Source organism: Frankia sp. CcWB3 (genome assembly GCF_977927595.1).
The window spans coordinates 1-15,583 of the sequence record NZ_CDWRCK010000015.1 but is presented as its reverse complement, the minus strand read 5'-3'; the positions used below and the strand labels follow the sequence as shown (position 1 = coordinate 15,583).

14 protein-coding genes are annotated in these 15,583 nt (G+C 71.7%); 4 read left to right on the top strand and 10 right to left on the bottom strand.

The window, feature by feature from the left end:
* The 6 genes from ACY5KJ_RS02595 to ACY5KJ_RS02570 all read right to left on the bottom strand — a co-directional run.
* Positions 1 to 190 (bottom strand): VOC family protein (locus ACY5KJ_RS02595; RefSeq protein WP_462202713.1); only part of this gene is annotated, 190 nt, incomplete at its 3' end.
* 130 nt (positions 191 to 320) lie between these two features.
* A complete protein-coding gene (locus ACY5KJ_RS02590; protein ID WP_462189246.1) occupies positions 321 to 1,481 on the bottom strand; it encodes a family 43 glycosylhydrolase in 1,161 nt (386 codons plus the stop codon).
* A 72-nt stretch (positions 1,482 to 1,553) separates the two neighbouring features.
* The gene (locus ACY5KJ_RS02585) at positions 1,554 to 3,134 is read right to left on the bottom strand and encodes a SulP family inorganic anion transporter (protein WP_462202712.1); all 1,581 of its coding nucleotides are present in this window, start codon (positions 3,132 to 3,134) and stop codon (positions 1,554 to 1,556) included.
* Between the two features lie 110 nt (positions 3,135 to 3,244).
* Positions 3,245 to 4,060 carry a DUF305 domain-containing protein gene (locus ACY5KJ_RS02580; RefSeq protein ID WP_462189113.1) on the bottom strand — a complete coding sequence of 272 codons (816 nt, stop codon included), beginning with the start codon at positions 4,058 to 4,060 and terminating at the stop codon, positions 3,245 to 3,247.
* A gap of 40 nt (positions 4,061 to 4,100) precedes the next feature.
* Positions 4,101 to 5,591, bottom strand: coding sequence for an FHA domain-containing protein (locus ACY5KJ_RS02575; protein WP_462189114.1), 1,491 nt, complete (start codon positions 5,589 to 5,591; stop codon positions 4,101 to 4,103).
* A 193-nt stretch (positions 5,592 to 5,784) separates the two neighbouring features.
* Positions 5,785 to 7,569, bottom strand: a complete 1,785-nt coding sequence (locus ACY5KJ_RS02570; RefSeq protein WP_462189115.1) for a glycoside hydrolase family 15 protein — start codon at positions 7,567 to 7,569, stop codon at positions 5,785 to 5,787.
* Positions 7,570 to 7,961: 392 nt separating this feature from the next.
* On the opposite strand from ACY5KJ_RS02570, the gene ACY5KJ_RS02565 reads away from it, so the two are divergent.
* Positions 7,962 to 8,510 carry a hypothetical protein gene (locus ACY5KJ_RS02565; protein ID WP_462202711.1) on the top strand — a complete coding sequence of 183 codons (549 nt, stop codon included), beginning with the start codon at positions 7,962 to 7,964 and terminating at the stop codon, positions 8,508 to 8,510.
* A gap of 42 nt (positions 8,511 to 8,552) precedes the next feature.
* On the opposite strand, the gene ACY5KJ_RS02560 is transcribed toward ACY5KJ_RS02565, so the two are convergent.
* Both ACY5KJ_RS02560 and ACY5KJ_RS02555 read right to left on the bottom strand, forming a co-directional pair.
* Positions 8,553 to 8,750 carry a hypothetical protein gene (locus tag ACY5KJ_RS02560; protein WP_006541195.1) on the bottom strand — a complete coding sequence of 66 codons (198 nt, stop codon included), beginning with the start codon at positions 8,748 to 8,750 and terminating at the stop codon, positions 8,553 to 8,555.
* A 400-nt stretch (positions 8,751 to 9,150) separates the two neighbouring features.
* Positions 9,151 to 10,836, bottom strand: a complete 1,686-nt coding sequence (locus ACY5KJ_RS02555) for a dolichyl-phosphate-mannose--protein mannosyltransferase (protein WP_462186359.1) — start codon at positions 10,834 to 10,836, stop codon at positions 9,151 to 9,153.
* 40 nt (positions 10,837 to 10,876) lie between these two features.
* Here ACY5KJ_RS02555 and rsmI point away from each other — a divergent pair, with 40 nt between their 5' ends.
* Positions 10,877 to 11,761 (top strand): 16S rRNA (cytidine(1402)-2'-O)-methyltransferase, encoded by an 885-nt coding sequence (gene rsmI / locus ACY5KJ_RS02550; RefSeq protein ID WP_462186360.1) that lies wholly within the window; start codon positions 10,877 to 10,879, stop codon positions 11,759 to 11,761.
* Between the two features lie 13 nt (positions 11,762 to 11,774).
* Here rsmI and ACY5KJ_RS02545 read toward each other — a convergent pair whose 3' ends face one another.
* Together ACY5KJ_RS02545 and ACY5KJ_RS02540 are read right to left on the bottom strand one after the other, a co-directional pair.
* Positions 11,775 to 12,326 (bottom strand): YdcF family protein, encoded by a 552-nt coding sequence (locus ACY5KJ_RS02545; protein ID WP_462186361.1) that lies wholly within the window; start codon positions 12,324 to 12,326, stop codon positions 11,775 to 11,777.
* Between the two features lie 167 nt (positions 12,327 to 12,493).
* Positions 12,494 to 13,720, bottom strand: a complete 1,227-nt coding sequence (locus tag ACY5KJ_RS02540) for an ABC transporter substrate-binding protein (protein WP_462202710.1) — start codon at positions 13,718 to 13,720, stop codon at positions 12,494 to 12,496.
* Positions 13,721 to 13,844: 124 nt separating this feature from the next.
* On the opposite strand from ACY5KJ_RS02540, the gene ACY5KJ_RS02535 reads away from it, so the two are divergent.
* Together ACY5KJ_RS02535 and rsmA are read left to right on the top strand one after the other, a co-directional pair.
* Entirely contained in the window at positions 13,845 to 14,669 is an 825-nt protein-coding gene (locus ACY5KJ_RS02535; RefSeq protein WP_462202709.1) for a TatD family hydrolase, read from the top strand.
* 56 nt (positions 14,670 to 14,725) lie between these two features.
* Positions 14,726 to 15,541: a 16S rRNA (adenine(1518)-N(6)/adenine(1519)-N(6))-dimethyltransferase RsmA gene (gene rsmA / locus ACY5KJ_RS02530; RefSeq protein WP_462202722.1), complete on the top strand. Its 816-nt coding sequence runs from the start codon at positions 14,726 to 14,728 to the stop codon at positions 15,539 to 15,541.
* Positions 15,542 to 15,583 lie beyond the last annotated feature (42 nt).

Below are 15,583 nucleotides of genomic sequence, written 5' to 3'. Positions count from 1 at the left end.
TATAGTGCTGCGCAGTGATCGACTCAACCGGTGGGGTGGCGAAGTCCAAGGTGACACCGTTTGCGGTGACGACCGGGATGAACGGTCCCCACGCGGCGCCGACCTTGAGACCGAGGATATCCGCTAGAAACTCGGCCGATTCCCGGTTGTTCCGGGCATGCACAATAGTATGATTCAGCTCGACTGGCATATGGACCTTCTCCGTAAGTCGCTTTGTCGGCACTTCCAGGGCCTGTGGTCCTCGGTGGAGATACCGGGAATGCTCGGATTCGGAATGTCGTAGTCCGCGAAGACGGCGGGGAGCCGGCCCCACCACCTGATTATCCCACCCGGTCCTCGCCGTCTACCCGGTCCTCGTGCTGCCGGCGGTGCTCGTGGGATGGGTGCTCGTGGGATGGGTCATGCTCGTCCGGATCAAGCACCCGTCCTCGGACGAGGGAGTCGACGTGCAGCGTCACCGCGTCCCGGGTGACGTCGAGCGGAGCGACGACGAACCGACCGATTGGCAGGTAGGCGCCGTCGGGCCGGGAGTCCCAGCTGTGCAGCCCCACCCACCAGCGGTCCCGCGCGTCGGTGAAGGCATGGGCCCCGCTCGGTCCGAAGCCGACCTTTCCCCCGGTCAGCATCGGTTCGTCCGCCGGCCGGCAGGGCCCGAGCGGCCCCTTGCACGACGCGGTCGCCACCACCTGCCGTCCACCGAGCGGCGACGCGGCCGAATAGAGCAGATGGTGACGCCCGCGGGTTGAGATCATCGATGGTGCCGAGATCCGCCCCTGCTGCCAGGACAGGCTCGGGCGGAGCATGACGGCGGGTTCGCTGGCGAGCACGAGTCCGTCGGGTCGCAGCCGCTGCGCCCACAGCGTGGGCGGCGCGCCGTGGTTCCGGCCCGAGCCGCCGCCCGCCCCGGGGCTTGCCCAGGCCAGGTAAGCGCGTCCGGCTTCGTCGACGAAGGGGCTCGGATCCGAACTGCCGCCGTCCGCGGTCTGGCAGATGAAGGGCGCGAGAGAGGTGTCGACGAACGGACCGTCGGCGGAGTCGGCGGTCGCCGCGGAGATACAGCGGACGTCGAGGCCACGCACGGCCGTCGCGTAGTACATGACGAACCCATGGCCGAAGGCGCCGACGGCCGCCGGGCCGAGGCCGCCCGTGGGGTCGGCCCAGGGCGGCAGGGCGTGCAGCGCGGCCGGCTCGATCGTCCAGCTCCGGCGGTCCCGGCTGGAGAGCACGTCGACGGTGCCGGGGGAGTCCGGGTCCACGCCGAAGGCATAGGTCGTCCGGTTGTGGGTGATCAGGGACGGGGTCGAGAACTCGATCCCGGGGACGAGGACGGCCCGGGAATCCGGGCCGGGCCCGGCCCGGACCGGACCGGACCTGGCAAGGTACAACCCGCCTAGGACGATGATGATGACGACCACCGCGGGCTGGCGCCGAGTGAAGTCGATCAGACCCTGAGTGAGCCCGGCGCCCCGCTCTCCGGCCATCCCGCCACCATCCTCAGCGTAAGTATCTGAGTGAGCATCTAATGGCGGAGTGTATTCACGATCAGCTCGACTTCACCGGACGCGGGTCGGTGCCGGCTCGGTCGGTGCCGGTTCCACCTGGGCCGGCTCGGCGGACAGCTTGTGCAGCAGGGTGGCACTACGGGCGTTCACCCCGACCAGGCTCACCTGCGTGCCGCGTTCGCGGTACTTCGCGCACACGTCGTCGAGGGTGGTGACCGCCGCCGAGTCGAGAAGGTGGGCTTCCGAGAGGTCGATGACCACCCGTCCGGGATCGCGCGCGTAGTCGAAGGCGTTCACCAGATCACTGGTCGAGGCGAAGAACAGCGTGCCCTGGACGGAGTAGATCCTCTCCCGGCCCTCCGGGTCGAGCACGCTGGTCACCAGCGCCAGATTCGCGGCCCGGCGGGTGAACAGCAGCGCGGCCAGCACGACGCCCACCCCAACGCCGTAGGCGAGGTTGTGGGTGGGCACCACGACGGCGACGGTCGCCACCATGACCGCGGTCTCGCTGCGGGGCATCCGGCGCAGCGTCGAGGGCTGGATGCTGCGCCACTCGAAGGTCATGACCGACATCATGATCATCACCGCGACCAGCGCCGACATCGGGATGACCCGCACGAGGTCGCGCAGCGGGACGACCAGCATGAGCAGGAAGCCGCCGGCGGCGAAGGTCGACAGCCGGCCCCGCCCGCCCGAGCTGACGTTCACCATCGTCTGGCCGATCATGGCGCAGCCGCCCATCCCGCCGAAGAAGCCGTTGACGATGTTGGCGATCCCCAGGCCCCGGGATTCGTGGTTCGGGTCATGCGTGGTGTCGGTCAACCGATCCACGATCTGCGCGGTCAGCAGCGTCTCCACCAGGCCGACGGCGGTAAGCGCCACCGCGTACGGGGCGATGATCCGCAGTGTCTCCCAGGTCAGCGGCACGTCGGGCACGCCGGGGACGGGCAGTGAGCTCGGCAGCCGGCCCTCGTCGCCGACGGTGGGGACGGAGATGTCGAAACCGGCGGTGACGAGGGTGAGGACCGCCACCGCCACGAGCGGCGGCGGGACCGCTCTGGTCAGGCGGGGGACGGCCAGCAGGATGGCGAGGCCCGCGGCGACGAGGGCGTAGACCTGCCACGACTTGCCGATCACGTGCGGCATCTGCGCGGTGAAGATGAGGATGGCCAGCGCGTTGACGAAGCCGATCATCGCGGCCCGCGGGACGAACCGCATCAGCCGTGCCACCCCGAGCCGGCCGAGCACGAACATCAGCAGGCCCACCCCGATGGTCGTCGCCAGCAGGTAGTTCAGGCCGTGGTCGCGGACCAGGGGGGCGGCGACGAGGGCCATGGAGCCTGCCGCCGCCGAGATCATCGCCGGGCGCCCGCCGGTGAACGCGATGACCACCGAGATGGTGAACGACGCGAACAGACCGACCTTCGGATCGACCCCCGCCACCACGGAGAAGGAGATCGTCTCCGGGATCAGCGCGAGCGAGGTCACCAGGCCGGCGAGCAGTTCCACCCGGACGTAACGAATCCCCGGCCAGTGGCCGGGGAGGCGGCGGGAGTACCAGGGGCCGCCGGGGGCCGTCCGGCGAACGAAGCCCCCGGCGTCGGCGGCCTCTCGGGCGGTTGCACCAGGCATGGCGGCGGCCTCCCCTGCCCTGCGACGAGGGGGCTACCTTCCCCGAGTCCGGTTAGTCCCACTTGACTATACAAAGGCGGTTTCGTCGTGACAGCGGGTGGGTTCGCCGGTTAGGCCCGAGGCGCGCCGAGGCGTACCAGATCGCGCTGCATCTGGTCGATCTCCATCGACTGGGCGAGCACCATCGCCCTGGCCATCGCCCGTACCCGGTCCTCACCGGCGTGCATCGCCGCGTACTGGGCCATGGCCAGCCCCCCACGATGGTGGCGCACCATCAGGGTGAGGAAGAGGACGTCGAGGTCATGGCCCCGGATCGAGGCCAGCCGTTGCAGCTCGGCGGGGGTCGCCATGCCCGGCATGCGCGCGGTGTCCCGCGGGTCGCTGGACGCGTCCTCCGCCGCATCCTCGGCCAGGCCCGGCATGTCCATGCCGGGCCTGGCGGCGCCGTGACCGTCATGACCATCCTGCCCGCCCGAGGCCCCGTTGACGGTGCGGGAGTCCCGCATCCACCGCATCGGTATCCCGGAGGTGGACTGGGGCCGTCCCCATCCGGACAGCCACGAGGACATGATGCCGATCTCGCGTTGCTGGGTCAGCGCGATGTCCTGGGCCACGCTGCGGGTGTCCTGGTCACCGCCGTGACTGAACTCGATCATGGCCATCTGCACCGCCTGGGCGTGATGCTCGGACATGTCCCGGGCGAAGCCGACGTCGACCGACCCCTCAGCCGGTGGCCGGCTGGCGAGGTTGCCCAGCGCCGCGCCGGCCGCCAGCAGGCCGGCTACCACGGCGAGCATCACCGGCGCCCACCACAGCCGGCTTCGGGCCCAGCGGCGTCGCGGCCGCGCGTCACTCCCGCGCGCCGCATCGCCGTCGCTGGCCGGCGGGTCGTCGCCGGCTGGCCGGTCGTCGTTCGCCGTCGTCATGATCACCTCGGTTGGGCGGGTGAGTTGCCCGGGCAGGTGGTCAAACGTGCAGGTGGGAGTTGAAGACGAACGTCCGCTTGCCCACCTGGACGCGGGTGCCGGGGATCAGGGGAGCCGGCTGGTGCGGGCTCAGCGGCGTCCACACGGTCGCCTCCGGCGGGGCGATGTAAGTGCCGTTCGCCGAACCTTGATCGGTGATGACCGCGTCCCAGCCGTTGAGGGTGATGATGGCGTGTACCCGGGAGACCGCGCTCTCGCCGTCCTCGACCGGCAGCGCCCGTGCCTTCCCGGCCCGGACCGCATCGTCGCGGTCCGGCTGGCGGCCGATCACCAGGTCCATGTCGACGTTCATGGTCTGGCCGTCGTCGAAGACGAGGACGCCGACGGGCGGCCGGGGGCCCCAGACCGTGCGGGTGTTCTGCTGGGCGAGCGACAGGCCGCACTCGGAGCAGTACGGCGCCTGCCGGTGGTTGAAGTGGCCGTTGGCGCACAGCACGCCCTCGACCTGAGGCTCGCCGCTGCTCGGCAGCATCGTCGGTGCCTCGTCGTCCTCGATGAGGTCGGAGACGGTGAAGCTCTGGCCCGGGAGCTGGGTCAGGGCGTCGTGCTCGTCGTCGGTGAGGTCGTCGCCCAGATCGTCGGAGAGGCCCTCGCGGTGGCCGACGGGCCCGGCGTGGCCGGCGTGGCCGTGCCTGCCACCCAGATCGCTCCCGGCACGCGGGATCGAGTCACGCTGGGCCAGCTCGGTGGGCGGATCCTCGTCGAGCTCGTCAAGGTCGGCCGCCTGCGTCGGTTCGGCGGCGGCGCGGCGCCGGTGGGCCTCCTCCTCCTTGCTGAGCAGGGGGGCGAGCGCCGGCGGGGTGGTCGACATCGGATCGGGGGCGCGAGTTCCCGGCGTGGGGATGGGCGCGGCGCCGGTCATCGGCTCCCGGACCGGATCGAACCCGGCAAGCAGCTGCTCGGCGGAGGCCTTCGGCGCGGGCAGCGACGGCGTGTCGCTGAGCAGCAGACTCACCCCGATCCCGGGCACGGCCCCGATGCGCAGGTCGAGCGGGAAACCGAGATCGCCGAGCCCGCCGGGGAAACCCGTCGGCCCGACCATGCCGGTGGGGCCGACGTCGATCCGGCTGATCTCGGTGGGCAGCAGCCGGTCGACCCACGTGGCCGAGTCGACGCCGGAGAGCGTCACCCCGGAGCTGCCCGTCGCGACGACGTCCATCGCCCCGTGGACCAGCGCGGCGACCCGGTCATTGACCGTGGTCAGCAGGCTGAAGTCGGGCACCCGATCCGGATCGGCGTCGGCCAGCAGCCCTGCGACCCGGCGCACCAGCCGGCGACCCATGGTCGACGCGGTGGCGCCCACCTCGGCGGCGACCTCGGCGCACAGCGCCAGCAGCCTGGTGGTCGTCTCGGCCGTCTCCGACCGGCTGGCACGGGCGACGATGAGTGCGCCGGGCAGCCGGACGACCACTCCCGCCCGATCTCCGCGCCCGGATTCCACGACCACCCGGAAACGGTCCAGTCCCGCCATGACCTCGCCCCTCGTATCCCGCACCTCGAAGGATCCCGACCTTGAAGGATCCCGCACTCCGAACATCGGTGCCGATCTTCAGGCTATCGGCTCCGGTGCGTATCCTCGCCGCCTATCCTGCCGTGCCGCGCCGGCACCGGAAACCGCCCGTCACCGCACACCCGTGGTCACCGCACACCCGTCCTCGGGTCGGTCACCCCAGCGCGCGGTCGAGATGGATCGCGGCACTGATCAGGGCGAGGTGGGTGAACGCCTGCGCGAAGTTGCCGAGCGCCTCCCCGGAGGAACCGATCTCCTCGGCGTAGAGCCCCACGTGGTTGGCGTAGGTGAGCATCTTCTCGAAGACCATCCGGGCCTCGGCGACCCGACCGGCCCGGGTCAGTGCCTCCACGTACCAGAACGAGCACAGGTTGAAGGTGCCCTCGTCACCCGTGAGGCCGTCGCTGCCGTCCGCGGCGTACCGGCGCACCAGACTGTCGCTGACCAGGTCCCCGCTGAACCGTTCCAGGGTCGACAGGAACCGGGGGTCGGTGGGGCCGGAGAACTTCACCAGCGGCATGCACAGCAGGGATGCGTCCATCCGTGGTGAGCCGGGGAACTCCATGTAGGCGCCGCGGGTGGGGTTCCACGCCTCGTTCTGGACGAACCGGTAGGCCTGCCCGGCGTAGTCCTTCCATTCGTTCGTCGGCCCGGGCAGGCCACGCTGGCGCGAGATCCGGCAGGCCCGTTCGAAGGCGACCCAGGTCATCACGGCTGAGTAGGTGAAGCGCTGGCGCCCACCCCGGGTCTCCCAGATGCCCTCGTCCGGTTCGTCCCAGTGCTTGGCCAGCCAGTCGAGCTGGCGGCCCAGCGCCTCCCAGAGCTGGAAGGAGATCGGGACCTGCTTGTTGTACAGGTACACCGAGTCCATCAGCTCGCCGTAGATGTCGAGCTGGAGCTGTGTGGCGGCGGCGTTGCCGACGCGCACCGGCTTCGAGCCGCGATAGCCGGACAGCTGGTCGAGGACCAGCTCGTCCAGGTCGGCGTTGCCGTCCACGCTGTAGAGCACGTAGAGCCCGGAGTCCTTGGGTGCCTCGTGACATCGCTGTTCGAGCCAGTCCATGAACGCCGCGGTCTCGTCGGTGAAGCCGAGCGCCATCAGCGCGTACACCGTGAAGGCCGCGTCGCGGATCCAGGTGTAGCGGTAGTCCCAGTTGCGCACGCCGCCGAGCTCCTTGGGTAGCGAGGTGGTCGGCGCGGCCACCAGCGCCCCGGTGGGCCGGTAGACGAGCAGTTTGAGGACGAGAGCGCTGCGTAGCACCATCTCCCGCCACCGGCCGTGATAGCGCCCGCGCCGGATCCAGGCCTGCCAGTAGTTCAGCGTCCGGGTGAACAACGTCTCCGCCTCACCGATGATCAATGGGCGGATGGTCGAGTTCCACTCGAGCACGATGTCGGCACACTCGCCCATCGCCAGCTCGAACTCGGCGACCACGGCCGTGGCCTCGACGCGCAGCGGCAGGGCCGTGCGCAGCACAAGGGTGCCGGCGGTCGACTCGAACACCGCGCCCGAACCGGGTACCAGGGTGACGGTGTGCGGGGCTCGGCCGTAGTCGAACCGGGGGTCGCAGCGCAGCCGGAACGTGGCGGTTCCACGCACCGCTCGCGCCTGGCGGACCACGACGTGCGGCGTCTCGGTGACGTCGCTGTCCACCGGGACCATGAAATCGATGACCTCACCGACCGCGCGGGGGGCGAGGAAACGGGTCATCAGGATGTTCGAGTCGGGTAGGTAGAGCTGCCTGGCCCGGGAGTCCGGACAGTGGATGCGGAACGATCCGCCACGGTCGGCGTCCAGCAGACTCGCGAAAACCGACGGCGCGTCGAAGCGATGCGGGCAGTACCAGTCGATCGTGCCGTCCGTGGCGACCAGGGCCACGGTACGCAGGTCGCCGATGACCGCGTGCTCTTCGATGGGCGGATAGTCGGTGTCGGGCATTCGTGGGCTCCGCGAAACGTGACCGGCCGAGGTCGGCCGTGGGGGTTGCGGGACAGGGGGGAGGATGGACCACGTTGTCGCGGCCCGCCGGGAGCCGCCCGCGTCCTCCGACCGCCGCCGGTCGCCACGCGATTCGGTGGCAACCAGGCGAAGGTAACCCGTTGCGGAGTCCACGGGACCATGACCGGGCGTAAGCCACAGTGGCCGCGGCGAGCCGGTGAACGTGCGATGCCGGCGGTGGTTCGCGGCCACATCGGTGGCTACCAGGATCGTTGGGACCGGTTCACCGGTGGGGAACGGTAGTTTCCGGCGCGGGTGTGCGGGTGTTGCCGGATGCGCCCTGGTGGGGTCTCGGCGCTCGGGCCCCCACGGCGGCCACCTACGATCACGCTATGGCCGCCCACCCATCGACCGCCGAGGACGGTCGTGCCGCGTTGGTGATGTTCGCCCGGGGTGACCGGGTCTTCCCCGTCGACGACCTCGGTGGCGGGGTCTGGTCGCGGCGCGGCACGGTACTCGCCGTCCACCCGGCCGGCCGTCGCGAACCGGCCGGGAACGCCGACCCCGTGCGGGTCGAGTCGGCCCGCGGTGTGCCCCCCATCACGGCCCGAGCGACCGTGCTGTGGGACGACGGCACCGCGGAGGTGATGGCGGAGGACCAGCTGTGTCTTGTCTACGACCAGGAGGCACCTGTCGGTATCCGGGTCGTCACGCTGCCGATGGTCGAGCCGGTGGACGTGGTGCAGCACGGTGGCCACGTCGTGCTGGTCCTGCGCGACGGTCTACTGACACCCGCCGACGTGGAGATCCTGCGCGACAAGCTGCGCTCGGTGCGTGCGGCGCTGGCCTCCACACGGCCGGATCCGTCGTCCGTCGCCGAGCTGCGCCGCCGGGATCTCGACCTGCTGCGGGCCCTGATCGCCCAGTTGACCGGGGGATAGCCCGGCACCGCGGGGGTACAGCCCGGCTCGGTGCCGGACGGCTCAGGACGTCGAGTAGGGGCCGGGGCGCACCCCGGGGCCGTAGGCGTTGCCGTTCATGCCGGCCCGCGGCTGCTCGGTCATCGCCTGGCTGACCTTCGACGCGATCGCCTCCGTGAGCCGGATCGCCTGGGTCAGCGACAGGTTCAGCACGATCTCGCTGTCATCGGTCATCGCGAAGCGTACCGACACATCCGCCATGGTGGTTCCTCCCAGTCTCGGCTCGCCCGACACCCGTCTCCGGTGGTTGGAGGTCGGAGGGAGGCCCGTTTGGGCGCTCACTGCCGCACGGCCTCGGGGCATGGTGACCGCCCCACCCTCTCGGATCGACTTCTCGAGCTGTACGCGACCCCCCCCGTTCAAGGACCAGGGCGGTGCTGCTAGTGGCGTCCTTGTTCGGCTCTTCGTGACCGTCCAACTTCGATAACCCCTGTCGCTGCGGCTGTCGCCGTTCCGGCTTGCCGATTCGTAATGGTTGCATCGCCTACGGTGGTGATGCTACGAATGGGGCGCGAAGTCGTGAGTCGGATCACGTTGAGGCGACGCCGCGGGCCTCGTCGGGGTTCACGGGTCGGCACCGTGGGCCTGGTGTGGTGTCCTGTCAGATCCAGCCCGGGAACCACATCCGGGCGCGCCACGAGGAGTAGGGGATCACCTCGGCGGCCAGGATCGGGTAGAAGTACGCGAAGAGCAGCACGACGATGATCGTGTAGATTCCGACCGACAGCGCCCCGACCAGGCGGCGGGTCTCCGACGCCTCGCGCGGGCCGAGGACGAGCCCGGCCAGCGCCGTGATGGCGAGGACCAGGAACGGCAGCGACGGCAGCGCGTAGAAGAAGAACATCGTGCGGTTCGGGAGCAGCAGCCACGGCACGAAGGCCGAGCCGAACCCGACCAGCACCAGGGCCGCCCGCCAGTCCCGCCGGGAGACCCACCAGGCGAGCATCGCGACCAGCGCCGCCGTGCCGACCCACCAGATCGCCGGGTTGCCCAGAGCGAGGACCTCCCGGGAGCAGCCGGCCGGATCGTGGCAGCCCGAGGTCCCGTACGCCGGCGAGGAGTAGTAGTACGCGACCGGCCGCGCCATCACCAGCCAGCTCATCGGATGCGACGCGAAGGCATGCCTCTCGTGGAGTCCCTCGTGGAACTTCAGCACCGCCATTTGGTACTTCCACCAGCCGTGCCACGCGGCGCCGAAGCCGTTGCCGTAGTAGTGGCGGTAGTAGCCGCCGTCGGTGGCGAACCAGCCGGTCCAGGTGGCGAGGAAGGTCACGATGGGGACGAGTAGGAACCCGGCGAACCAGGCCGGGCTGTCCCGGCGCAGTGCTCCCAACACGGGTCGGCGGGCTCCGCCGGTGCGCCGCGCTCCGATGTCCCACGCGAGGGCGAGCGCCGCGAAGCCGATGATCGTGTAGAGGGCGCTCCACTTCACCCCCATGGACAGTCCCAGGGCCACCCCGCAGGCCAGCCGCCAGGGGCGGAACCCCAGCCGCGGCCCGTACGTGTCGAGGAGGCGGTCGGCCCGGGTGGGCGGAGCCGCCGCGGTCGGGCCGCTGTCCGGGCCGGCGGCATTGTCCCCCAGAGGTGCTGATCCGGGACCGGAACCAGCCGGTTCCAGGCGGTCGGCGAGCCGGCGGCGGCCGTCGTCCCGGTCGAGCAGCAGACAGGCCAGCGCCACGACGACGCCAGTCATCAGGAAGATGTCGAGGATCCCGATGCGGCTCTGCACGAACTCCAGCCCGTCGAGGGCGAGGAGCAGACCGGCGAAGCAGCCCAGGAGCGTGGAGCGGAACATCCGTCGGGCGGCGCGGGCGAGGACCAAGACAGCGAGCGTCCCGAACAGCGCGGACGAGAACCGCCAGCCGAGCTCCGGACTGCCGTGCGAGACCCCGGCACAGTCGGTATAGCCGAACAGACCCTCGGAGGCGGCCATCAGCCACTTGCCGAACGGCGGATGGACGACGTAGGCCGGACCGGAACAGGTCGTCGAGTTGATCTCATACCCGGCCGTCAGCAGGCCCCAGGCGCCCTTGGTGTAGTAGACCTCGTCGAAGTAGATCCCGCGGGGCTCTGTGAGGTGCCAGAAACGCAGCAGCCCGGCGACGATCGCGATGGACAGGGTCGCCAGCCACCCTACGAGCGGCGACCGCGGCATCGGTGGGCACAGCCGCTCACGCACCGAGAGCGGCCGACCGCCGGCCGGGCCGGAGGAACCCGGGCCGGCCACCCGCGCCGCGTCCCCGCGACCGGTCGCCGTCCAGGGCAGGTGGGCCGTCGTCGCCGTCACACCGATCAGGGTAGGTCCTGGCTCCTGACAGACTGGTCGGGTGTCCGGGACCCTGGTGCTGTGCGGTGCCCCCATCGGCGACGTCCGGGACGCCAGCCCTCGGCTCGGCGAGATCCTTGCCACCGCGGATGTGATCGTCGCCGAGGACACCCGCCGGGTCCTACGGCTGGCGCACGCGCTCGACGTGACGGTGTCCGGGCGGATCGTGTCGTGCTACGACGCGGTGGAAGGCACCCGGGCCGCCCAGCTCACCGACTACCTGCGCCAGGGTGCCACCGTCGCGCTCGTCACCGACGCCGGGATGCCCGCCGTCTCCGACCCCGGGTTCCGGGTCGTGGCCGCAGCCGCCGCCGCGGGGATGGCCGTGACCGTCGTTCCCGGTCCGTCCGCCGTCACCGCGGCCCTGGCCGTCAGCGGGCTGCCGACGGACCGCTGGACCTTCGAGGGCTTCCTGCCGCGCAAGGGCGGCGACCGGCGTGGACGCCTTCGCGACCTGGCCGGCGAGCCGCGGACGATGGTGTTCCTGGAGTCCCCACACCGGCTCGTGGCCGGCCTGCGCGACCTCGTCACGGCCTTCGGCGCCGACCGTCCGGCGGTGCTCTGCCGCGAGCTGACGAAGACCTTCGAGGAGATCGTCCGCGGCGACCTCGCCGATCTGCTCGGCTGGGCCACCGACGGCCGGGTTATCCGGGGGGAGTTCACGCTGGTGGTCGCCGGCGGTACCCGGGGCCGGGCCGGGCCAAGCGTGGCTGGGCCGATCATTGACGGCAGGATCCTGGTCGCCGAGGTAGCCCGACGAACCTCGGCGGGGATGTCCCCGAAGGACGCGCGCAAGGCCGTGGCCGCCGAGTACGGCGTCTCCCGCAACGAGGTCTATGCCGCGGAGCTCGCCGCCCGGGCCGGGGACCGGGCCGACGGGCGCTGAGCACGGTCGGCGGTCAGCAGTGGCGTTGGAGAACGAGGGCCTTGCCCAGGGCCGCCCACTCGTAGGCGATCACGTACGGCCAGGCCCGGCGCGGGGGCGGGACCCCCTGCATCCGCGTCTCGCCGTCATAGCAACGGTCGAGGCGCAGCCGGGCGCGCGTGCTCTGTGAGGTCGAGGCGACGACCATGAGCGAATGCCACCCGCGGCGTGCCGCCGCCGCGGAGGTCCACCGCGACTCGCCCTGGGTCGTCCGCGGATCGGGCGAGAAACAGATCACCTCGACCCCGGCAATGGGCCCGGGGCACGGGTCCTTCTCCGTCGGCGCCGAGACCGCGAGCACGGGTGCGTAGCCGGCCCGCGTGAGTGCGACGGCGCGTTCGAGCCGTCCCGGACTCCCGGCGAACATGACGATCGCGTCCACCGGGGCGGGAGCATCCTGGTGCGGAAAGACGAACAGCCGGGCCGTCGCCACCGCGAAGGCCACCGTCAGGCCACAGAGGATGCCCGCTGCGGCCCGGCGGCGCCACGGCCCCGCGGGAGCACGACCGAGCGGACCCGCTGCCATGTTTCCCCCTCCGCGGGCCGCCAAGTGCCGCCGTGAGTTTCTCAGTACCACGGCGGCACCCGAACCAACCACCGTTCACCCGCTCCGGGTGGTCCACCCCCCCCGGATGGGCCACCGCTCCGGACGGTTCACCCGTCCCGGATGGCCCGTCGGCGGCGGAGGCCCACTCACGTGGTGGGGAGTGTGCGCGAGGCCGGAGGCGTCCGAGGCTGCGCGGTCCGAGGCTGCGTGGTCGGGGGCGTCGTCCCCGATCCGGCCGTCGGCGTGGGAGGGCTGATCGAAAACGTGCCCGTCCCCGGCAAAGTCCGCGACGCCGTCCCCGGGCGGCTGGTGAACAGCCGGGGATGGGCGAATGGTGCCCGCGCCGACTCACGGGGCCAGACCGTCCGGGAGGCACCGGCCTGCCACTGCACGATCGGGATCTGGTGGCCGACCTGGAGCCCCGTCGCCTCGTCCAGCCGGAAGCGACCGAGCAACGTGGTCGTGTCGATGCCCCGGGCGGCGGCGAGCACGGAGGTGTCCTGCACGCCTCCGCAGTAGCGAATGGCCCGTCCCAGGATCAGCCCGGTGACGTAGGCCCAGGCCGCCGTTTCGGTCGGCGCGACGCCGTGCAGGGCGGTGAAGTCGGCGGTGAACTCCCGCGCGGTCGGACCGGTCGCGGTCGGCTGGGTGCTCTCGGGCATCCAGCTGCCCGGCGCCAGCAGCTGCTCGCGCAGGTCGCCCAGGCTCGCGGTGGCCTGCGCACTGACGGCCGTGGAGAAGGCGGCCGCCCGCCACGGCCGGCGCAGCAGGATGTTCGCCGCCGCCAGCTCGTCGTCCGGGCCGGCGTGGACGATGAGGATGTCGCCCGGGGGCAGCCGGGTCGCGGTGAGGGCGGCCTTGCCCGGGGGGAAGACGTGCGAAGCCACCTCGAACGACTGCGCTACCGCGGCGGCCTTCGTTACCGATGTGATCTCGACGGCGGTGTCCCCGGAGGCGAGCAGGACGACCTTGCGGGCCCGTCGATCGGCCGCCCGCACGGCGGCGAGGACCCCGCGCGGCCAGGTCGAGGTGGCCGCGGCGATGTTCACGACGTTCGGGAAGGCCTGCCGGACGAAGCGCGTGGACGGGGCGCCGGTGTTGAAGACCACCCGGTCCGTCGCAGCACAGGCCGCGAGTGCCGCCCGGTGGCCGTAGGGTCCGAGCAGGGCGTCGGGTCCCGCGGCCACCGCGGCGCGCATGGCGGCGGCCGGATCGGGATACGCGTCGTAGGCGGTGAGACTCACCTCGTCCCAGGGCGGTGGGAGGCGTTCGTCACGCGCCCACAGGGTGACCCCTCGTAGCCCGGCGAGGCCCTGGGCGGCGTCGGGACCGGTCAGCGGGGTGACCAGGGCAACGGTCAACGGTGTCGTCATCGCGTGGGGTCCTTGCGCTTGCTCACCCGATTAGCGTCCCATGCCGGGTTGTCTGGCACACTCGGCGGCGGTCGTAGACTTCAGACTTCAGGAAACGAAGGGCGGGCACGGGAGGGCGGGCGAGGTGGCGCGAAACTCTGGCCGGTCGGGTGATCCGCCGCCACCGCCGGACCCTCTTCCCGTGGCCGTGGTCGACAGCCACTGTCATCTCGACCTGATGGGCACCGAAGTTCCGGCGGCGATCGCGGCGGCCCGGGCAGTCGGTGTCACGCGGGCCGTCACCGTCGGCATCGACCTGCCCACCAGCAGATGGCAGGCCGAGGTCGCCGCGGCGCATCCGGAGATCTACGCCGCCGTCGCGATCCATCCTAACGAGGCGGCCCACGGGGTCACCGAGGAGACGTTCGCCGCCATCGCCGAGCTGGCCCGCGCCGATCGCGTGCGCGCGATCGGCGAGACGGGCCTGGACTACTTCCGCACCCCACCCGAGGCGCATGCCGCGCAGCAGGAGAGCTTCCGGCGCCACATCGTGATCGCCAAGGAGATCGGCCGGGCACTGATGATCCACGACCGGGACGCCCACGACGACACGCTGCGCATCCTCGGCGAGGAGGGCGCCCCGGAGAAGGTCGTCTTCCACGCCTTCTCCGGGGACACGGCGATGGCGAAGATCTGCGCGGACGCCGGGTACGTGATGTCGTTCGCCGGTAACGTCACCTTCTCCAATGCCGCCAATCTGCGGGAGGCGGCGGCCGTCGCCCCGGCGGATCTCATCCTGGTGGAGACCGACGCGCCGTTCCTCACCCCGACCCCTTGGCGGGGCCGGCCCGGCGGCCCGTACCTCATTCCGCTGACGCTGCGGGTGCTGGCCGAGACCCGCGGCGTCGGCGTCGCCGAGCTCGGCACGCACATCGCCGCAAACGCGGAGCGGGTGTTCGGGCCCTGGTAGACACCGACGCGCTGTTCTCGCCGGCTGAGCTTCGGGCCCTCGCGCACGAGCTGGACCTGCGGCCGACGAAACGGCGCGGGCAGAACTTCCTCGTCGACGCGAACACCGTCCGCCGGCTGGTGCGGCTCGCCGGCGTCGGCCCGGACGACACGGTGCTGGAGATCGGGCCAGGACTCGGGTCGATGACCCTGGGGCTCGTCGAGGCGGCGAAGGCCGTCGTCGCTGTCGAGGTGGATCGCCCCCTCGCCGCGGTCCTGCCGGTGACCGTGGCCGCCCGGCTGCCGGCCGACGTCGCCGAGCGGTTGCGCGTGGTGGCCGCCGACGGTCTGCGGGCCACCTCGGCCGACCTGCCCGCCGACGTGGCTGCGCCCGGGGTGCTCGCCGCGAACCTGCCCTACAACATCGCGGTGCCGCTGCTGCTCGGGCTGCTGGAACGGCTGCCCTCGCTGCGCCGCGGGCTGGTGATGGTCCAGGCGGAGGTCGCCGACCGGCTCACCGCGCCGCCGGGCAGCCGGGTGTACGGGGCGCCTAGCGTCAAGCTGGCCTGGTACGCGCACGCCCGGCCGGCCGGCGCGGTGCCCAGACCGGTCTTCTGGCCGCAGCCGAATGTCGATTCAGGGCTGGTGGCCTTCACCCGCAGGCCCCTGCCCGGTCCGGCGCGGCTGCGGGCGGACGTTTTCGCCGCGATCGATGCCGCGTTCGCGCAGCGCCGCAAGACCCTGCGTACGGCCCTGGCGCCCTGGGCCGGATCGCCCGCCGCCGCCGGGGAACTGGCGCGTGCCGCCGAGGTCGATCCCGGTGCCCGGGGCGAGACCCTCGATGTCGCGGCCTTCTGCCGGCTGGCCGCCGCCCGCGCCGCCCGTTCCGACTGACCCGCCCGTTCCGACTGACCCGTCCGGTGGAACGGGCGGGGG